Origin of the sequence: Pseudonocardia yunnanensis (assembly GCF_039534065.1) — a bacterium.
GTDB classification, from domain to species: domain Bacteria; phylum Actinomycetota; class Actinomycetes; order Mycobacteriales; family Pseudonocardiaceae; genus Pseudonocardia; species Pseudonocardia yunnanensis.
The window spans coordinates 134,254-153,661 of the sequence record NZ_BAAAUS010000001.1 but is presented as its reverse complement, the minus strand read 5'-3'; the positions used below and the strand labels follow the sequence as shown (position 1 = coordinate 153,661).

At 68.3% G+C, this 19,408-nt stretch carries 14 protein-coding genes; 9 read left to right on the top strand and 5 right to left on the bottom strand.

Features of this window, described 5'->3' with window-relative positions:
• Positions 1-1,929: 1,929 nt before the first annotated feature.
• Both ABD743_RS00755 and ABD743_RS00750 read right to left on the bottom strand, forming a co-directional pair.
• The gene (locus ABD743_RS00755; RefSeq protein WP_344717683.1) at positions 1,930-2,955 is read right to left on the bottom strand and encodes a cupin domain-containing protein; all 1,026 of its coding nucleotides are present in this window, start codon (positions 2,953-2,955) and stop codon (positions 1,930-1,932) included.
• 107 nt (positions 2,956-3,062) lie between these two features.
• On the bottom strand, positions 3,063-4,325 hold the full coding sequence (locus ABD743_RS00750) for an MFS transporter (RefSeq protein ID WP_344717681.1): 1,263 nt from the start codon (positions 4,323-4,325) through the stop codon (positions 3,063-3,065).
• A gap of 85 nt (positions 4,326-4,410) precedes the next feature.
• Between ABD743_RS00750 and ABD743_RS00745 the strand changes: the two genes are divergently transcribed.
• The 6 genes from ABD743_RS00745 (at position 4,411) to ABD743_RS00720 (ending at position 12,357) form a co-directional block, all read left to right on the top strand.
• The gene (locus ABD743_RS00745) at positions 4,411-5,517 is read left to right on the top strand and encodes an ornithine cyclodeaminase family protein (RefSeq protein WP_344717679.1); all 1,107 of its coding nucleotides are present in this window, start codon (positions 4,411-4,413) and stop codon (positions 5,515-5,517) included.
• Between the two features lie 239 nt (positions 5,518-5,756).
• The gene (locus ABD743_RS00740; RefSeq protein WP_344717677.1) at positions 5,757-6,866 is read left to right on the top strand and encodes an ABC transporter substrate-binding protein; all 1,110 of its coding nucleotides are present in this window, start codon (positions 5,757-5,759) and stop codon (positions 6,864-6,866) included.
• Positions 6,867-6,913: 47 nt separating this feature from the next.
• Entirely contained in the window at positions 6,914-8,038 is a 1,125-nt protein-coding gene (locus tag ABD743_RS00735; protein ID WP_344717675.1) for an ABC transporter substrate-binding protein, read from the top strand.
• A gap of 30 nt (positions 8,039-8,068) precedes the next feature.
• Entirely contained in the window at positions 8,069-9,823 is a 1,755-nt protein-coding gene (locus tag ABD743_RS00730) for an ABC transporter permease (protein ID WP_344717673.1), read from the top strand.
• A 30-nt stretch (positions 9,824-9,853) separates the two neighbouring features.
• A complete protein-coding gene (locus ABD743_RS00725; RefSeq protein ID WP_344717671.1) occupies positions 9,854-11,020 on the top strand; it encodes an ABC transporter ATP-binding protein in 1,167 nt (388 codons plus the stop codon).
• Between the two features lie 29 nt (positions 11,021-11,049).
• Complete coding sequence (locus tag ABD743_RS00720) at positions 11,050-12,357, top strand: MFS transporter (RefSeq protein ID WP_344717669.1); 1,308 nt, start codon at positions 11,050-11,052, stop codon at positions 12,355-12,357.
• Between the two features lie 20 nt (positions 12,358-12,377).
• On the opposite strand, the gene ABD743_RS00715 is transcribed toward ABD743_RS00720, so the two are convergent.
• Complete coding sequence (locus tag ABD743_RS00715; protein ID WP_344717667.1) at positions 12,378-13,178, bottom strand: FadR/GntR family transcriptional regulator; 801 nt, start codon at positions 13,176-13,178, stop codon at positions 12,378-12,380.
• 332 nt (positions 13,179-13,510) lie between these two features.
• On the opposite strand from ABD743_RS00715, the gene ABD743_RS00710 reads away from it, so the two are divergent.
• From ABD743_RS00710 to ABD743_RS00700, 3 genes are all read left to right on the top strand, one after another.
• The gene (locus ABD743_RS00710) at positions 13,511-13,825 is read left to right on the top strand and encodes a 2Fe-2S iron-sulfur cluster-binding protein (RefSeq protein ID WP_344718757.1); all 315 of its coding nucleotides are present in this window, start codon (positions 13,511-13,513) and stop codon (positions 13,823-13,825) included.
• Between the two features lie 192 nt (positions 13,826-14,017).
• On the top strand, positions 14,018-14,209 hold the full coding sequence (locus tag ABD743_RS00705) for a Rieske 2Fe-2S domain-containing protein (protein WP_344717666.1): 192 nt from the start codon (positions 14,018-14,020) through the stop codon (positions 14,207-14,209).
• Positions 14,210-14,463: 254 nt separating this feature from the next.
• Positions 14,464-15,438: an ABC transporter substrate-binding protein gene (locus ABD743_RS00700; RefSeq protein WP_344717665.1), complete on the top strand. Its 975-nt coding sequence runs from the start codon at positions 14,464-14,466 to the stop codon at positions 15,436-15,438.
• A gap of 54 nt (positions 15,439-15,492) precedes the next feature.
• On the opposite strand, the gene asnB is transcribed toward ABD743_RS00700, so the two are convergent.
• Both asnB and ABD743_RS00690 read right to left on the bottom strand, forming a co-directional pair.
• Positions 15,493-17,364 carry an asparagine synthase (glutamine-hydrolyzing) gene (gene asnB / locus ABD743_RS00695; protein WP_344718755.1) on the bottom strand — a complete coding sequence of 624 codons (1,872 nt, stop codon included), beginning with the start codon at positions 17,362-17,364 and terminating at the stop codon, positions 15,493-15,495.
• A 255-nt stretch (positions 17,365-17,619) separates the two neighbouring features.
• Positions 17,620-19,185: an AMP-binding protein gene (locus ABD743_RS00690; protein ID WP_344717664.1), complete on the bottom strand. Its 1,566-nt coding sequence runs from the start codon at positions 19,183-19,185 to the stop codon at positions 17,620-17,622.
• Positions 19,186-19,408 lie beyond the last annotated feature (223 nt).

Genomic DNA, 19,408 nt, shown 5'->3' with positions numbered 1-19,408 from the left:
TGATCTCGCGGCCGGCTACGTCGTCGTGCCGGTGGGATGGCTGTCGTGTGGGGTCGCTGCGTTCGTCAGGTTGCGCGCGACACCGGTGTAAAGGACATACCATTTGCCCGACTGATGTCCAGTGTCCAGTGGTGATCGAAGTGAGGGATGTCCTCGCCGGAGACTCCCGGGGACCGGGGTGACAGGCCCGCCCCGTGAAGATCACCAGGTTCGGGCGGAAGATCGTGGTGGCGACGGGCCGGCCTTGATCAGTGGTTTGGTGCACGCAGCGGCGCCCCACCCTGTTGTCGGTCCGGCCGCTGATCAGGCGGAGCATGCGCAGCCTCCGGCAGCGATGATCACCAGTTGGGTGCGCACAGCCGTGCCCTGCGCGGCTCCGGGTCCAGGCCGATGATCATGAACGGTGGATCCGGCGGAGCCGCGCTGGTCAGACCGGCTCCACCGGTTTTCGGGGCGCGATGATCATCGGTTCGGTACGCGCAGCGGTGCCCTGTGCGGCGCCGAGGCCCGGATCGTTGATCATGAGGGGTGGGCCTGGGTGCCGCCCGCGTCCGGCCGACTTTGCTGAGTCTCTGGGCGCGGTGATCACCGGTTCGGTACGTGCAGTGGCGACCTGCGCGGTTCCCGGGCCCAGACTGTCGATCATGAGCCTTGGGCCCGGGCATGGGGCCACCGTCGTGGGGCCGGCTTTGCCGGGTCTTCTGGCGATGATCATCGGTTGGGTACGTGCAGCCGTGCCTGGCGCGGTTCCCGGCACCAGATTGCTGATCATGAGCGGTAGACCCGGTCATGAAGCCGCCCTCTCCCCGCCCGCCCGGCTCCGGCGCCGTGATCGTCGGTCCGGGCGGCTGGTCTGGCGCGATGATCGCCGGCTTGGGCCGTCCAGCCGGGTCCAGCCCTGTTCCCGGGCCCAAAGCGCTGATCATGAACGGTGGCGGGCCCGGCAGCGCCCACGGCCGGTCACCGAGGCCGAGCCATCGGTCAATAGTGGTGGTCCGGTTTCGGAGCCGTCCTGCACCACGCCGCTACGAGGCTCGTTGCGTTGATCATCGGTTCGGGGTCTGTAGCGGGGTCCGGTGCGGTTCCCGGTCCCGAGCCGGTGATCATGAGCGGCGGGGCCGGGCAGCGCGCGCGGTTCGGTCCTCGTGCCCCAGCCATCGGTCATGAGTGTTGGGCCCGCCGGTTTGGAGCCCTCCCGGACCACGCTGCTGTGGGGCTTCGTTGCGTTGATCATCGGTTCGGGGTCTGTAGCAGGGTCCGGTGCGGTTCCCGGTCCCGAACTGCTGATCATGACCGACGAGGCCGGGCCGCGCGCGCGGTTCGGTCCCCGAGCCCGAGCCACCGGTCATGAGAGGTTGGCCGGGTATCGAGCCAGTTCCGCACCACCCCGCTTCGCGGGGCCTCCGGCGCGTTGATCATCGGTTGGGTACGTGCAGCCGTGCCCTGTGCGGTTCCCGGGTCCAGATCGCTGATCATGAGCGGTGGACGTGGTCATGGAGCCGCACCTGCCCTGCTCGCCCGCCACCTGCGCCGTGATCGTCGGTTCGGGACTTCCAGCCGGGTCCGGCGCGGCTAGCGGGACCAAAGTGCTGATCATGAGCGCCTGGACCAGCAACTGCCCACGCCGGACTGCAACGCGTGGCCCGTCGACGTGAAGCGCGTCATCGTCGGACTCGGAGCCACTTGTCATAAGCGGTGTCTCGCCCCGGGCGCCGGCAGCCATGATCGTCGGTTCGGGAGCCACAGCCGCGCCCAGAACGCTGATCATGAACACCCGCCGCGCCCGGGACCGCCGCTCGGCGAAGATCGTCGGCCCGGGCATGCGGCCGAGGCCGGCTCGGGCCCCGGGGCCCAACGTTGATCATGAGCACCGGCCGGGGACCGCATGCGCCGGGCAGGGGTGTGAGCCCGGCCCGGCGCTTCAGCGGGTCAGGCGCGCCCGGCCGTGGCCAGCTCCACCGTGTCGTACTCGGGGGAGTTCTCGAAGTAGTGCACGCGGTCGTAGCCGAGGTGCTTGAACACGCGGTTCTGGGAAGCGAGCAGCCGCAGCTCGGATCCGTCGGCAGCGAAGTGCTGGACCACGGTGTTCTGCGGGACGTAGAGCGTGTCGCCCTTCTTGATCTCGTGGCGGGTGGGCTTCTTCGCGATGCGGGCGTAGTACTGCTCCGCGATCTCCTCCTGCACCTCCCAGTGCAGGGAGTAGCCCTCGCCGGAGAGGACGTAGTCGACCTCGTCGGCCATCTTCCAGTGCTTGCCCGAGCGGCTCCCGGCCGGGATCGCGAGCTCGAAGATGTCGACGCCGAACTGGCGCAGGTCCGTGCGCTCCTTGTTGATCAGGTGCCGGACGTTGCCCAGTGGGGTGGTCTCCCAGTGCGTGTCCTCGGGCGAGACGACCTTCTTGCGGTCGAGCACGCCGTCGGTCCAGATGCTCGACCAGTCCTCACGAGGGCCGAACTCGTCCTCGCGCTCGATCGGTGCGCTGCGGCCCTGCTGGATCAGCCCCATGAACATCCACGTGCACTTCGCCTTGACGACGAGGGCGACGGCCTTCTCGTCGTACGGGTTGAAGTGCCGGTGCACCGAGTCGGTGTGGACGAAGACGAGGTCGTCCTTCTTCCAGTCGTAGCGCTTGTCGTCGTGGATCTCGTATCCGGCGCCCTCGAGGATGTAGAAGGCCGCCTCGTTCTGGTGCCCGTGTCCGTGGTTGGAGCTCTGCGGGGGCAGCTCCACGAAGTGGACCTGCAGGGTCTGGGTCAGGAACTCCTCGTCGCCCGGGCCGATCCGCCACCAGGTGCGTGACTTCTCCGAGTCGCCGGAGTGGCCGACCTTGGCGTCGTCGACCACCACGGAGTCGTCGCGCACCCGCTGCGCGGCGAGCTGTGCCTTGCGGAACTCGCCGAGCCCGTAGGTCTCCGACGTCAGCCCGCGGACGAAGACCCGTCCCTTCTTGCCCATCTGATCTCCTGTTCCCCCGGCCGTCGGCCGGCTCGGCGCGAGTCTCAGCGGTCCCGCACGGAACCGCCTGTGATCGGGCGTCACCGTAACAGGTAAATGACAAACGTTCATACCATTCGAGAGGACGCCGACGCGGCCTCGCGACGCAGCGCGCGGATCCGCGGGAACAGCGCCACCCCGGCGGCGAGCGCGGTCACGCCGGCGACGACGAACCCGGTCCGGGCTCCGAGCGCCTCGCAGATCCAGCCCAGCAGTGGGCCGCCGAACGGCGTGGAGCCGAGGAACACCAGCCCGTGCAGGGCTAGTACCCGCCCGTGCATGCCCGGATCGCTGCCCAGCAGCAGGACGGACCGTCCGAGCGTGTTGAAGACGATGTTCACGAAGCCCATGGCCACCATCGCGGCGTACGCGGCCACGAGCACGGGGGCCGCCGCGGTGACGAGGTTGACCGCGCCGAAGGCCAGGCACGACAGCAGCAGTCCCCAGGACGTCGCCGTCTCGCGCGCTGCGCTGAACAGTGCGCCGAGCACCGCGCCGAGCCCGAGTGCGGCGGTGAGGTAGCCGTACACCTCCGGTCCACTGTGGAAGGTGTCCTGCGCGAGCAGCGGCAGCACCACTCGGAAGTTCTGTCCGAACAACGCGACGATCCCGACGAGCAGGAGGGTCGCCCACAGATCCGGTGTGCGCCGGACGTAGCGCAGGCCTTCTCTGGCCTGGTGCTTGCCGCGGCCAGCGGGGGAGTTGCGGGGACGTAGTGCTGCCGGATCCATGCGCATCAGCCCGATGAGAACCGCGACGAAGGAGACCGCGTTCACGATGAACGCGACCGCCACTCCGGTCGTGGCGATGAGCAGGCCGGCGATCGCCGGGCCCACCAGTCGTCCGGCGTTGTGCACAGTGGAGCTGAGGGCCTGGGCGTTGACGTAGTTGGCCGGCCCGACCATCTCGCCGACGAGCGCCTGCCTCGCCGGGGTGTCCAGAACCGTCACGATGCCGAGCGCGAGCGCGAGGACGTAGACCATCCACAACTGGACGACGCCGGCGAGCGCGAGCGCGCCGAGTGCCGCCGCGAGCACCGCCTGTGCGGCCTGGGTCGCCATGAGGAGGCGCCTGCGGTCGGTGCGGTCGACGACGGTGCCGCCCCACATGCCGAGCAGGAGCACCGGTCCGAACTGCAGGACGGCGCTGATGCCGAGCGCGACGCCGCTGTCGGTCAAGGTCAGGACCAGCCAGTCCTGGGCGACCCGCTGCGCCCACGTGCCGACCACGGAGATGGCGTGGCCGACGAAGTACCTGCGGAAGTTCGGTTCCTGCAAGGAGCGGAACACCCGGCCGTACGCGCGTCGGGTTGCCCGGAAGAGCCGTCTCACGCGGCGGCGGCCTGCACTTCCCGCTCTCCCCTTCCGGCCAGGAAGGACCAATGGTAAGACCTACAAACCGAAAAGAGGAAGAGCCATGCTGCTGATCGACAACGAGGCGACGGCGACCGTCCTCGCGATGCCGGCCGTCGTGGCCGTGCTCGAACAGACCTACCGGGATCTCGCGGGCGGTCACGCGATCTGCCGGCCGCGGATCGACATGCGCTTCCCGGTGGGCGACGGCGACTCGGTCTACCAGTGGGGTTCGATGGAGGGTGGGTCGGCCGCCTCCGGGTACTACGCGATCCGGATGAAGTCCGACGTCCTGACCGAGGTGGAGTACGGCGGCACCCGCACGCAGGAGAAGTACTGCGTCTCGCCGGGCACCTTCTGCGGACTGGTCCTCCTGCTGTCCACCCGCACCGGCGAGCCGCTGGCCCTGCTCAACGACGGCGTGCTGCAGCACATGCGGGTGGGCGCCGACTCGGCGATCGGCACGAAGTACGCCGCGCGCGCCGACGCCCGCGTGCTCGGAATGCTCGGCTCCGGCGGCATGGCGCGAAGTCATCTCGAGGCCCTGCTCGCAGTCCGGCCGATCGAGCGCGTTCAGGTCTACAGCCCGACCACGGTCAATCGTGCGCGCTACGCCGCGGAGATGAGTGAGCGGCACGGGGTCGACGTGGTCGCCGTGTCCCATCCGCGCGACGCCTTCCGTGGCGCCGACATCGTCGCAGGCTGCACGGACGCGGCGGCGGATGTGATCGTCGGCGACTGGTTGGAGCCCGGCACGCACGTGACGTGCGTCGGTGGCCGGCCCGACGCCCGCACGTTCGAGGTGCTCGACGCGTGGCTGCGGCTGGGCACCGCGCCGGCACCGGTCAACGACCCGTCCTGGCGTCCGACCGACGAGTTCCTCGCGTATGTCGCCCGGCCGGAGGATCCGGTGTGGGCGCGGCACTCCCACGGCCGGGTGCGGCGTCCGCCCGAGGGGCCGGGCGCGCCCCGGGTCGTCACCTTCGACGACGTCGTGGCGGGCACGGCTCAGGTGCGCACCGGCGACGGAGACATCACGTACTCCGAGCGCGGGAACGTCCAGGGCGCCCAGTTCTTCGCCGTGGCCGGGCACGTCTACGAGCAGTGCCGGGAGCGTGGGCTCGGTCATGAGTTGCCGACGTCGTGGTTCCTCCAGGACATCAGGGACTGAGATGCGGCGTCCGGCTCGACGGGACACGGCGGTCGGGACGGGCCGAGTCGGACACGTGCGGTCACATTCCCGTCACGATCGTCGATCAGCGTGCTGAGTCCTGCCCGGGGGGCCGCTTACGATCTGGCGCGTCAGTCCGTGCAAAGGGTATGACCTCAGACCAATACGTGTTACTTTCGCCCACGAGGAACCAACCTCGCGCCCCGGCTTCAGCCGGCTCTTCCTCGCAGGAGACCCCAATGACGTGTTCTCTGGTATTTCGGGCGGCCGCCACCGCAGTGGCCGCCGCCCTCGTCCTCGCAGCGTGCGGCGGCTCTCCGACGGCGGGTACCGGCCCGGTGGTCGCGGAGAAGACCGCGGCGACCGAGACCTACCAGCGCATGAACGCCATGTCGGGAGGGCAGCGCACCGACGCGCTCGTGAAGTGCGCGGAGGAGGAGGGCAAGGTCTCCCTCTACACCTCGAACACCGATATCGATCCCCTGATCAAGGGGTTCTCCGACCTCTACGACATCGAGGTCTCCGTCTACCGCGGCAACTCGGAGTCGGTGCTGCAGCGCGTCCTCCAGGAGCAGTCGGCCGGCTACCACGGAAACGACGTGATCGAGACGAACGCGCTCGAGCTGAACGTGATGCACCGGGAAGCGCTGCTGTCGCCCTACGAGGGCGAGCTGCGCGAAGCCGTGCGCGAGGAAGGCAAGGCCGACGGGTGGACGGCCACACGGTTCAACGCCTTCGTGATCGGCTGGAACACCGACCTCGTGAAGTCGGGTGAGGAGCCGAAGAGCTTCGAGGAGCTCGCCGATCCGAAGTGGAAGGGCCGGATCTCCATGGAGATCGGCGATGTGGACTGGTTCACCGCGCTCTTCCGCCACCTGATCGAGCAGGGACGGAGCGAGCAGGAGGCCCTCGACCTGTTCAAGGCCGTCGCCGCGAACGCCCAGATCACCAAGGGCCACACCGTTCAGGGCGAGCTGCTCTCGGCCGGCCAGTTCGCCGTGGCCGTCTCGGTGTACAGCCACACCGTCGACAACGCCGCGGCCAAGGGCGCCCACGTCGCGTGGAAGCCGGCGCAGGGCGGAGCCGCACAGCCGGTCGTCGTGCGGCCGAACGGCATCGGGCTGATGAAGAACGCCGTCAACCCGTGCGCCGCGATGTTGTTCGTGGACTACGAGCTCAGCGCCGGCCAGGAGGCCGTTGCGGGGGCGAACCGGATCGGCGCCACCGCGGACGCGGCGAAGGCACTCGATGGCCTGGACGTGGTCGCCGTGCCGGAGCAGGAGCTGCTCGACAACCCGAAGAAGTGGGACGACCTCTACGCCGAGGTCACCCGTAGTGGGTCTGCATGATCACCCGCACCCACTCGCCGATCCCTGCACCGTCCAAGGAGGACTCCGTGCGCACGACCCGTCTCCGAATCGGCCTCACCGCAGCCCTGGCCGCACTCGCGCTCGTCGCGTGCGGGGGGTCCCCGACCGCGACGAACGGCGTGCCGGCCGCCGGAGGAGGTGCCGCGGCGGGCCAAGCTGAGGCCGTCTTCGCCGAGCTCACGGCGCTGAAGGGGCAGCAGCGGCGCGACGAGCTCGTCAAGCGTGCCAAGGAGGAGGGGCAGCTGGCCCTCTACACCTCCATGACCTCCGACGTCGCCGATGCCATCACCAAGGCCTTCACCGACCAGTTCGACATCCCGATCTCGGTGTACCGCGCCGGTTCCGAAACGGTGCTCCAGCGCGTTCTGCAAGAGCAGTCGGCGCACTTCGCCGGCAACGACGTCGTGGAGACCAACGCCACCGAGCTCGCGGCCCTCGAGCGCGAGGGATACCTCGCCGAGTACAAGGGCGAGCGCCGCGACCTCGTGCCCGAGGCCGGCCGGTTCCCCCGCTGGACCGCCACCCGTTTCAACCTGTTCTCGCCGGGCTGGAACACCGGCGTCATCGACTCGGTCGGCGGCCCGCCCAAGACCTGGGAGGACCTGGCCGACCCGCGGTTCGACGGCAAGCTGTCCATGGAGCTGTCCGACACCGACTGGTACCTCACGCTCTACGAGTACTGGAAGCAGCAGGGCAAGTCCGACGCCGAGGTCGACAAGCTCTTCGCCGACATGGCCCAGGGCGCGCAGATCACCAAGGGCCACACGGTGCAGGTCGAGCTGATGTCGGCCGGCCAGTTCGCCGTCGCCGCCTCCGCCTACACCTACATCGTCGAGCGGGGAAAGCAGGACGGTGCCCCGATCGAGTACGCGCCGACCGTCCAGCCCGTGATCGCACGGCCCAACGGTGTGGCACTGATGAAGAGCGCATCCCACCCGGCCGCCGCGATGCTCTTCAACGACTGGATCCTCGACGAGGGCCAGAAGGTGATCGCTGATCTGCATCTGACCCCGTCGATCATCGAGGGCAACGATCCCCTTGCGGGTGTCCAGATCATTCCCGTCGACGTCAACAAGGTCCTCGACGAGAACGCCGAGTGGAGCAAGAAGTACGAGGCCGTCGTCAGCGGTGGCTCGCCTGCCAGCAACTAGGACTCCCGGTCCGAATACGAAGGTGATGACATGACCACAGCGATGCCGACGGCGCCGTCCACCGCGCCGCCGCAGCAGTCTGCGGAGCCGGCTCCAGGCCTACTGGCGCGAGTTCGTTCGCTGCTCACGCTCAAGTTGCTCATCGTCGCCGGCGTGGCCGTAGTCATCGGCTACCTCGCGCTCGTCCCGCTGTACTACCTGCTGTACGGGACGTTCTTCGACGCGAACGGCTTCACGCTGGGGGCTTTCGCGCGGGCCTACACCGCCGACGGGATCGGCGAGCTCATCTCGAACTCGCTGCTCTTCGCCATCGGCGCGGCGATCCTGAGCCTTGTGGTCGGCACCGCGTTGGCATATCTCAACGTGCGGACGGACGTGCCGTTCAAGCCGCTGTTCTTCGCGGCGTCGATGATTCCGCTGATCATCCCGGGGATTCTCTACACGATCTCGTGGATCTTCCTGGCGAGCCCGGACATCGGACTGCTGAACGCGTTCCTCGAACCGCTCGTCGGTCCGGGCTTCTTCGACATCTTCACGATCTGGGGGATGATCTGGGTCGAGGGGCTGCACCTCTCACCCATCGTCTTCCTCCTGATGGTGGCGGCGTTCCGCTCGATGGACCCCTCACTGGAGGAGTCGGCGCTCATGAGCGGCGCCAGCCGCTGGACGACCTTCCTCAAGATCACGGTCCCGCTCGTCCGGCCGGCGATCGTCGCGAGCATCCTGGTGATGACCGTGCGCAGCCTCGAGAGCTTCGAGGTGCCGGCCCTGCTGGGCCTGCAGAACGGCATCTACGTCTTCACCAGCCAGATCTACTTCACCCTGCGCAGCTACCCGCCGGACCTGGCGGGCGCGGGAGCTCTCGCGGTCGGCCTGCTCGTGATCGCCGTTCTCGGCGTCATCCTGAGCAACCGGGTGGGCAGGAACAGCAAGGACTACCAGACCGTCACGGGCAAGGGGTTCCGGCCGCGTCCCATGGAGCTCGGCAAGTTCCGCTGGGTGGCAGGCGGGCTGATCATCGTGTACTTCGTCGCGACGGTGCTGGCTCCGCTCGCGGTGCTGCTCTACACGTCGTTGCTGAAGTTCTACGTCGCGCCGTCGGCGGAGGCGTTCCGCACGATGACCCTGGACAACTACCGGGAGCTCGCCGGATTGTCCTCGGCGGGCACGGCGCTGAAGAACAGCCTGATCCTCGGTCTCGGCTCGGCGACGGTCGTGATGCTGTTCATGTCCGTGGCCGCATGGATCGTCGTGCGCTCCAAGATCCGGTTCCGCGGCCTGCTCGACCAGCTGGCGTTCGTCCCCCTCGTCATTCCCGGTCTCGTTCTCGGCCTCGCCATCTCGTTCGTGTACCTGCGCAGCCCCATCCCCATCTACGGCACGATCTTCATCCTGCTGATCGCCTACTGCACCCGGTACATGCCCTACGGCATGCGCTACGCGGTCACGTCGATGCACCAGATCTCCGCCGAGCTCGAGGAGTCGGCACAGGTCAGCGGCGCGAGCTGGTGGCAGACGTTCCGGCGGGTGCTCCTGCCGTTGCTCAGCCCGGGGCTCGTGGCCGGGTTCATCTACATCCTGACGGTCTCGTTCCGTGAGCTGAGCAGCTCGATCCTGCTGTACAGCCCGGGCAACGAGGTGCTGTCGATCCTGATTTTCGAGCAGTTCGAGAACGGTTCGTTCACGATTCTCGCGGCCCTCGGCGTCGTGATGGTGCTGACGCTCGTGGTGCTCGTGACCGTCGCCTACAAGGTCGGGGCCAAGGTCGGCCTCCGGCAGGACTGACCCCCGCCACGCGTCCCGAAGGAGACAAACGTGCTGGCCATCGACAACCTCGTCAAGACGTTTGCGGCGGACAAGAAGTCGCGCAAGCAGTCCAAGGCGGCGAAGGCGAACGGCGACGAGACGGAGCCGACGCGCGTGTTCGCCGTCGACGACGTGAGCTTCGAGGTCGAGCAGGGCGAGATGTTCACCCTGCTCGGACCGTCCGGTTGTGGGAAGACCACGACGCTGCGCTCGATCGCCGGTCTGGAGAAGCCCGACTCCGGCAAGATCTCGGTCGACCGCCGTGTGCTGTTCGACGCGGCAACGGGCAAATCCACCGTCAACGTGCCGGCCAATGAGCGCGGCCTCGGAATGGTGTTCCAGTCCTACGCGATCTGGCCGCACATGACGGTCTTCGACAACGTGGGCTTCCCGCTACAGGTGCGTAAGCGCTCGCAACGACCAGCGAAGGCCGAGATCGCCGAGCGCGTCGAGCGCGTGCTCGACGTCATGGAGCTCGGTCATCTGGCCGGCCGACAGGCCACCAAGCTCTCCGGCGGACAGCAGCAGCGACTGGCGCTGGCGCGCGCCCTCGTCACCCAGCCACCGCTGCTGCTGCTCGACGAGCCGCTGTCCAACCTGGACGCCAAGCTGCGCGAGTCGCTGCGGTTCGAGCTCAAGCGCCTCCAGCGCGAGCTCGGCATCACCTCGATCTACGTCACTCACGACCAGGTCGAGGCGTTGGCGCTGTCCTCGCACATCGCCGTGATGCGAGCGGGCAAGGTGGTGCAGCTCGGCAAGCCCCGCGAGATCTACACCAACCCCAACTCACGGTTCGTCGCCGAGTTCATCGGAACCTCCAACTTCATCACCGGCACGGTCGCGGGCCACGACGGGGACTGCGTCACGGTCGACACGACCGAGGGCAGGCTGCGGGTGCGCTCCGCGATCGTCCTTCCGGTGGGCGACGAGGCGATCGTGTCGATCCGTCCGGAGGCGGTCGAGGTCAGCCTGGCCGGCTCCGGCGGCACCGCCCCGAACGAGTGGACGGGGGAGGTCGTGAACCGGGCCTTCCTGGGCGACTCGGTCGACCACGTCGTCAAGGTCGGGAAGGTCGAGGTCCGCAACCGCTCCAACCCGGACGTCTCCGTCGCGCCGGGAACGACCGTCCACCTGCGGATGGACCCCGACAAGCTCTCGCTGGTGCCGGTCGAATAGCCGCTCGACCTCGACGGAGGATTCGCAAGGTGGCAGTGCCCGCAGTGCTGCGGAATCGCGACTTCAACCTGTACTGGGCGGGCGTCGTCCTGTCGCAGATCGGGACCCGTGGCACGGTTGCCGCGAACTACTTCCAGGTCTATGCGCTCACGGGCTCGGTCCTGCAGACCGGGCTCGTGGGCGCCGGCCAGGCGGTTGCGCTGATCGTGCTCAGCCCGATCGGCGGCGCGTACGCCGACCGGCTCGACCGACGCAAGCTCCTGATGTGGGCGCAGGTGGTCAGCCTCGTCGTGGCCCTCGTCCTCGCCGTGCTGACACTCACGGGGCAGGCGCAGGCCTGGCACGTGATCCTGAGCGTCCTCTTCACCACGGCTGCTGCGACGTTCGACCAGCCGGCCCGCCAGGCGCTCATCCCGGCGATGGTGCCCAAGCATCAGCTCGCCCAGGCCATCGCACTCCTCAACCCGTCCCGCGAGGTGGCTGTCCTGGTCGGCCCCGCGCTCGCCGGCGTCTTCATCGCCGTCGGCGGTCCGGGGCTGATGTACGCGGTGGACGCGGTGACCTACGCCGTGCTCATCGGAGTTCTGGCGGTGCTCCGGGTGGCGCCGCTGGTCCAGGCCGGGCCTCCGCGATCGGTCTTCGGATCCGTCGCCGAGGGCGCCCGGTACGTGCTGAAGCGGCCGCTCGTCACGCGGCTCATGGCCTTGGACCTGGCCGCCACCGTGTTCGGCGCCTACCGGGTGCTGCTTCCCGCGCTGGCGCTCGACGTCCTCCACGTCGGCCCGACGGGCTACGGGTTGCTGTCGTCCGCCCCCTCGGCCGGTGCGCTGCTCGCCACGTACGTGATCTTCCGCGTCGTCGCGCGCAGCAACCGGCTGGGCCGGATCGTGCTGGCGTCCACGGCGTTGTACGGAATCGCCGCCATCTTCCTGGCGCAGTCGCGGTGGTTCCCGCTCGCCCTGGTGGCGGCCCTGTTGCTCGGCGCCCTCGACGCGATGGCCACCACCATCAGGCACGCCGCGGTGCAGGTCGACACGCCCGACGACATCCGCGGCCGCGTCACGGCCTTCTACCAGATGTCCTCGCGCGGGGGCCCGGCGATCGGGGACCTGCTCATGGGCGCATTCGCGGGGGTCGTGGGTCCGATCGCGGCCCTGACGATCGGCGGCCTCGGCCCGGTGCTCGTCGCGGCCGTGTTCCGGGCTCGCCCCAACGTCGTCCGCGAGTACACCAGCGCGTCGGTGCCGGAACCCGTCCCCGCGCCGCAGGAACCGGATGCCGGCGGGACGCGCACACAGGCGAACAGCTCGCGGACCACGGGTGACTCGTCGGCGTAGTCGATCCGGTGGCCGTACATTCAGCCGGACTTCCCGGTGGCGGGGCCCTTCCTGGTGCTGCCGCCGGTGGGCTTCTCGGCGACGGTGCCCTCCCGCTTTCCGCCGCCGGAGCGGCTCGTCCGCCGGGTGTCAGCGCGTTCCCCGGTTGCGACCAGCTTCGCGGTTCTCTGGAGGTGGGTTCTCATGAGCTCGATCGCCCGTGCCGCGTCTCGTTCGGCGATGGCGTCGACGAGTGCCCGATGTTCCCTGACGCCGCGCCTGCCGTGCAGCGGTGCCGCCTCCCGGGCGCGTTCGAGCGACATGACCAGCGGGTCGTGCAGCGACTCGACCAGCATCGCGATGGCGCCGTTGTGCGTCGCCCGTGCGTAACGCGTGTGCCACTCCGCAGACAGGGCGAGTGGATATTCGTCGCCTTCGAGTGCTGCTTTGCTGCGATCGCAGATCTCGTAGAGCGCGGCGATGTCCTCCTCGGTGGCCCTCTCGCAGACCAGCGGAATGATCCCGAGTTCGAGCACCATCCGCGTCTCGGTGACCTCTTGCGCCGACATCGTCGACAGGGTGATGAGATCGGCGATGCCTTCTCCGACGAGTCGGCTGCTCGGCGCCGTGACGAAGGCTCCACCTCGCGCCCCGACCCGGATCACGACCAGGCCGTTCGCCTCGAGGACCCGCAATGCCTCGCGGACGGTGACCCGGCTGACGCCGAACCGCTCGCACAACTCGCGCTCGGCGGGCAACCGGTCGCCCGGCGCCAGATCACCCTGGCGGATGAGTAATCGAATCTGGTCGACGATCATTTCCGAGATGCGTCCGACGCTCACCCGGGTGAGGAGGTCCCCCTTTCCTCCTTCAGCTGGTGTAGCGGCTGGGACGGTTCCCGGCGTGGTCATTTGTGCAGTGTACGGGCGTAGGTCCGATCGGTCTGATGGTTGTTACCAATCGGCGGAAGGCGGCTTCGCTGTCGCATTGGCGTCCTGATGCCACTTCTGCAGCCGTCTCCCGTGTCGTCGGCACCGCAGGCGGTGCCGGCCTCGTAGGGGCTCTGCGACGCATGAGTCGAAAGCCCGATTCTGGCCTCCCTGTCCTACTCCGTGGTCTAATGGATAGGCCAAATCTGTAGTGCGGGGAGAGGACTCGAGGGACTTTGACGAAGGTGATCTACGTCGACGGCGAGGGGCGGGAGTACGCCGTGGACGCCGTGATCGGTGAGTCGGTCATGGCCATGGCGGTCAAGAACGGGGTCCCCGGGATCATCGGGGAGTGCGGTGGGAACGCCTCCTGCGCCACCTGCCACGTCTGGGTGCGTGAGGAGTACGCGCGGCTCGTCGGCTCCCCGGGTGACCTGGAGGAGGACCTCCTCGACCTCGGCGTATCCGAGCGACGGCCCACGAGCCGGCTCTCCTGCCAGATCCCGGTCGCACCCGACCTCGACGGCCTGACGGTCGACATCCCGCCCGACCAGCCGTGAGGCCGCCCCGGCTGCCCGCTTGACAGCTAGCGGATATAGGTATGACATTAGTCCAAACTGGCGTGCTCGTCGGTTTCTCGGCGGCGCGTCGGTGGATCAGAGGAAGACGCTCGCGCTCAGACAAGAGATCAACGGCCTCTTGACGCAGACCGGGCCGGGCGCACCGATACCGAGCTGTTCCGCCAGTACTGGATGCCTGCGCTCCTCGCGGAAGAGCTCCCGGAGAATGACTGCCCCCCGGTCCGGGTCAAGCTCCTGTCCGAGCGGCTCATCGCGTTTCGCGACAGCCAGGGGCGATACGGCCTGATCGACGAGTTCTGTGCCCACCGCGGCGTCTCGCTCTGGTTCGGCCGGAACGAGGAGTCGGGCCTGCGCTGCTCATAAAACCGGCGCCGATCTCACCGAGCACCATGTCGTCGGGCACGACGACTCGGGCGCAGCGTATGTGCGCAGCCCGCGTACAGCAGCATCAATGTGCTGATCTCGAACTTGTTCTGCACCCTTGGGATCGAAATGGTCCAGTGGAACTCCTGGCGCACCCGCTACAAAGGGGAGAATGCGCTGTTCGCCTCCATCGGCGGCCGGTCCGGAACCGGCGATGCCGGGTTATAGTCACGACACCCGGGGGGAGGATCGCGATGAAAATCGTTGGAGCGTTGTTGTCTGCTGCCGTCGTGACGATGGCACTTGCGGTACCGGCGTGTGCTGCGCAGCCCTCGTTGACTGTGAGCGTGTTTCAGGGCATGCAGAACCTTCCGCTCTTCGCGGCGCAGCAGAAGGGCTTCTTCGCCGAACACGGCATATCGGTCGACGTCGAGGTCACGCCGTCGTCCGACGAGCAGCGCGCCGGCCTCGCCGAAGGAAAGTACCAGATCATTCACTGCGGGGTTGACAACGGCGTCGCCATGGCGGATGTTGCCAAGGTCGACATCGCGGCGGTGATCGGCGGCGACAACGGCTTCAACCGGCTGATCGTGCAGCCCGACATCCATGCGATCACCGACCTTCGCGGCAAGACCGTGATTGTCGACGCGCCCGACACCGCGTACGCGTTCCAGCTCTACGAAATGCTCAAGCGCGGCGGTCTCAACAAGGGCGACTACAGCATCAAACCGGTCGGCGCGACGTCCAAACGGCTCGTTGACATCCAGCAGAACAAGGACGACAAGGCGTCCATGCTCAACCCACCGTTCGCATTCACCGCTCAGAACGACGGTCTCAAGGACCAGGGTTCGGCGGTGTCGACAATCGGCCCCTATCAGGCCACTGCAGGTATCGTGCTGCGGCCCTGGGCCGAGGAACATTCCGACATTCTGGTGAAATACTTGCAGGCCTACATCGAAGGGCTGCGGTATGTGCTCGATCCGAAGAACAAGGATGAGGCGATAAAGATGCTGGCCGGCGGCCTGAAGCTGCCGCCCGACGTCGCGGCGGCCACCTACGCTGTCGCCACCGATCCGCTCGAAGGGCTGGCGAAGGACGGTCGGTTCGACGGCGCGGGCTTCGACAACGTGTTGCGGCTGCGCGCCGACTGGACCGGTCATGCGCCCCGCCCGGCCGCCACGTACGTCGATCTTTCCTATTACGACAAGGCGCTGGCCGGGCTCGGATGACGTCAGCTCGCCGTACGACCTCGGCGCCTGCGCCCTCCCGAGGAGTGGGGATCGTCAGAGGTCGAGCGTGACTCGGTAGTCGGTGCACCAGGCGTGGAGGTTCAGAATCTGCTCGAGCTGGAACCTGGCGCCCAGCCCCGAGCGGTGGCCGATGGGCTCGGCCAGCTGCTCCCGCAATGCGTCACGGTCGAGCAACGGCGCGACGGGTGAGTCGGGTCGATCGAGCAGCGCCGAGAGCTCCGCGCGGAGCCATCGCTCGTAGCTCGCGTCCTGCGGGGACGGGTACGGGCTCTTCACCCGCTGCGCCACCGACTCGGGCAGCAGGTCCGCGGTGGCGGCACGCAGCAGGCTCTTCTCCCGCCCGTCGAAGCTCTTGTGCGACCAAGGCGTGCCGAAGACGTACTCGACGAGGCGGTGGTCGCAGAACGGCACCCGTACCTCGAGTCCCACGGCCATGCTCACCCGGTCCTTGCGGTCGAGCAGGACGGGCAGGAAGTGCGTGAGGAAGAGGTGGCAGACCTCGCGCATCCGGCGTTCGTGGGGATCGGCAGCGGCCGGGCCGGTCAGCGCGGGCACTGCCGCGAGCGCCGTCCGGTACGTGTCGTTGACGTAGGAGGGCAGATCGAGCTGCTTGGTCAGGGACTGGTCGAGCAGGCCGGATCGGGTCATGTCGTGGTTGAACATCCGTCCGGCAAACCACGGGAACGTGTCGGCGGCGATGGTGTCGGCGTCGGAGAAGTCGCGGTAGCCGCCGAACACCTCGTCGGCCGACTCCCCGGACAGGGCCACGGTCGACTCCTGCCGGACCGCCTGGAACAGCAGGTAGAGCGACGCGTCCATATCACCGCCCGACCCGAGCACCGGGAGGTCACGCGCGTGCAGGACGGCGTCCCGTACTGCGGGGTCCATCAGCGCCTCGTTCGCGAGCGTGATGTCGCTGTGGTGGGTGCCGACGAATTCGGCCACGGCGTGGGCGTAGGGGGTGTCGGGGGTCGGGCGCACTTCGTCGGCGACGAAGTTCTCGGTGTAGCCGGCGAACTCGACCGCGAACGAGCGCACTCGCTCGGTGCTGTGCCGCGCGGCCAGCGCGGTCAACGCCGACGAGTCGAGCCCACCGGACAACAACGTGCACAACGGCACGTCGGCCACCAACTGACGTTGCGCGGTGTCCTCCAACAGCTCCCGCACGTGCCGCACCGTGGACGGCACATCATCGGTGTGCCCGGTGTCCTCCAGCTGCCAGTACCGCAGCTCCCGGATCCCCTCGCGGCTCACCCGAACCACGTGGCCCGGCGGTACCTCCCGCAACCCCCGGAACACCGCGTTCCCCGCATTGGCGATGTACACGAGCACCCGACGCAGCCCGTCCGCGTCCACCACCCGCTCCGCCAGCGCGTTCGCCAGTACCGCCTTGGGCTCCGAACCGAACAGCACGCCGTGCGCGGTCGGGTAGTAGTACAGCGGTTTGACGCCCAGCCGGTCCCGCACCAGCACCAGCTCCCGGGCCCGCGAGTCCCAGATCGCGTAGGCGAACATCCCGTTCAGCTCACGAACCGCGTTCCGTGGATCGCTGCGGCCCCACTCCTGATGCGCGCGCAGCACCACCTCGGTGTCACTGCTGGTCTCGAACCTGTGCCCTACCGAGGCGAGTCGCTCACGCAGCTCCCGGAAGTTGTAGGTCTCCCCGCTGTAGACCAACGCCAGCTCGGCATGCCCCTCGTCCTGCACGGTCATCGGCTGCCGGCCACCCGGCAGATCGATGATCGCCAACCGCCGGTGCCCCAACGCTGCCGGCCCGTCGACCCACGTGCCCTCGTCGTCCGGACCACGGCACGCCATCGTCGCTGTCATGTCGGCCAACTCGCGGCGAGCGGCCGGGTCCGCCAGGTCGCGCTCGTAGTCCACCCATCCGCAGATCCCGCACATAGTCATCCACCCCAACGCAGTATCGTTACAGTCATTGTTCGTAACGCTACTGCGCCCGCCGCTCTTGGTTGCACGGTGAACGCACCGTTCGCGCCGGAACACCCGGATCTCGCCTCGGTGACACTGCTCACCCGCGAGACCATCGGCTGAATCGAGCACGAGCTCACCGTGTTCCACGACCGGGCAGAGTCCGGCCTGGGCGGGGGGCCGACTGTCCCGTTCTCCGGGAACCGATCACGTCGGCGTGGCCTTCTCTCAGTCGCCGGTGAGGGAGGCCGTCCCGACCAGCCGGCGCCGGAGTAGCTCCTTGCGCACTTTGCCGTTGCCGTTGCGCGGCAGGCTCTCGACGTACTCCACCCGGGTCGGCAGGTACCACTCGGTCATGCCCTGGTCTGCGAGGTATTTGCGCAGCCCGTCCAGAGTGATCGGCGGCTCGGTCGCCGGGACGATCACCGCGCAGGCCAGCTCTCCGTCCCTCTCGTCCGGATAACCGACGAGGGCGGCGTCCGCGACGCCGGGGTTCTTCAGCAGTTCGGACTCCACGTCGCTGACCGGAATCATGAATACCCCGCCGATCCGGTCAGCGGCGCGGCCCATCAGCCGGATCCCACCGCGCCCGTCCGGCACGGCGAGGTCGCCGGTGTCGTACCAGCCGTCGTCGTGCTCGGCGATGACGGTCAGCGTCCCGGAGTCCCGGACCACCGTCGCCAGGCACACGCCACTGCCGCGGACGAACAGTCGGCCGGGCCGGTCCTTCCTGATCTCGGTGTCCGAGCGCAGGTCCAGCTCCATCCCCCTGACGGGGCGGCCGTCGCTGTGCGCAGCCCAGTCCGGCGGGTCATCGCTGCGAGTCATCGTGCCGGTGCCGATCTCGGTCATCCCCCATCCGACCAGCAGATGCGCCCCGAAGACGTCCGACACCTGTGAGACGAGCTGCTTCGGGACGGGCGCGCCGACGCAGCGCACCGTCCGGAGGGCAGGCAGATGAGGGGCCTCGCCCTGGATGGCGGCGATCATGTCGTGGACGAAGCTCGGCGCAGCCACGAAAGCGGTGGTGCCGCTGTCGGCCAGCACCTGCAGGCCCCGCTCACCCGACCAGGTGTCGAGCAGGACCATGGACGCGCCGGCCGACAAGACGCCGAGGGCATTGGTCTGCGCCACGATGTGCATCAGCGCGTGCGGGGTGAAGCGCACATCGTCAGCTCCGAAGTTGTGCACCTCGCCCACGCTGATCGCGGAGGCGTACATCGTGTTCTGGGTGTGCAGTGCGCCCTTCGGCTCTCCCGTGGTGCCGGACGTGAAGAGGACCAGGGCGACGCGGTCGGGATCTTCCTGCGCGTCGTCCAGTACCACGGGGTGGCGCTGTTCCCACGGGGTCTCCTCGAAGAAGGATCGGAAATCGATCTCACCGCAGGCCGGTGCGCCGATCACCACCCGGTGTCGCAGCTCGGGCAGCCGTGGAGCGATCTCTGCGAGCGCCGCGGAGTGGCCGAACCCGGCCCACTCATCCACAGTGACGTAGACGCTCGCGCCGAGCAGACGCAGCATGCGCTCCAGCTCGCGCGGACGGATCGTTGTCATGATCGGGGCCACCACCGCCTCCAGTCGGGCGGCGGCCAGCAGCAACGCCTGTGCCTGCCACCAGTTCGGCAGCTGGCACGCCACCACCTGACCCGGCCGAACCCCCAGCTCGTACAACGCACCCGCGAACCGCTCCACATGACGGGCGTATTCGGCGTAGCTGATCCGGACCGACCTCTCATCGACCCGGTAGGCCTTGATCGCCGGCGCGTCCGGTGTCGCGTCCCGCCACCGGCACAAGTCGGATATCGGGCCAGAATTTCGCCACAATCCGGCGGTGCGGAACATCTGCGCTGCAACGTCCGAGGATCGAATCGACTCGAAACGCAACCTGGGACTCCCTCAAATCGTGCCTACCGCGACGCCCGGACGGGCCCGCCGACGTGGCGATCGTGAAGACCCTGGTCCAGCTCGCCCACCGGCCGGGGCTGACGGTAACCGCGGAATGCGCGGAGACAGCCGG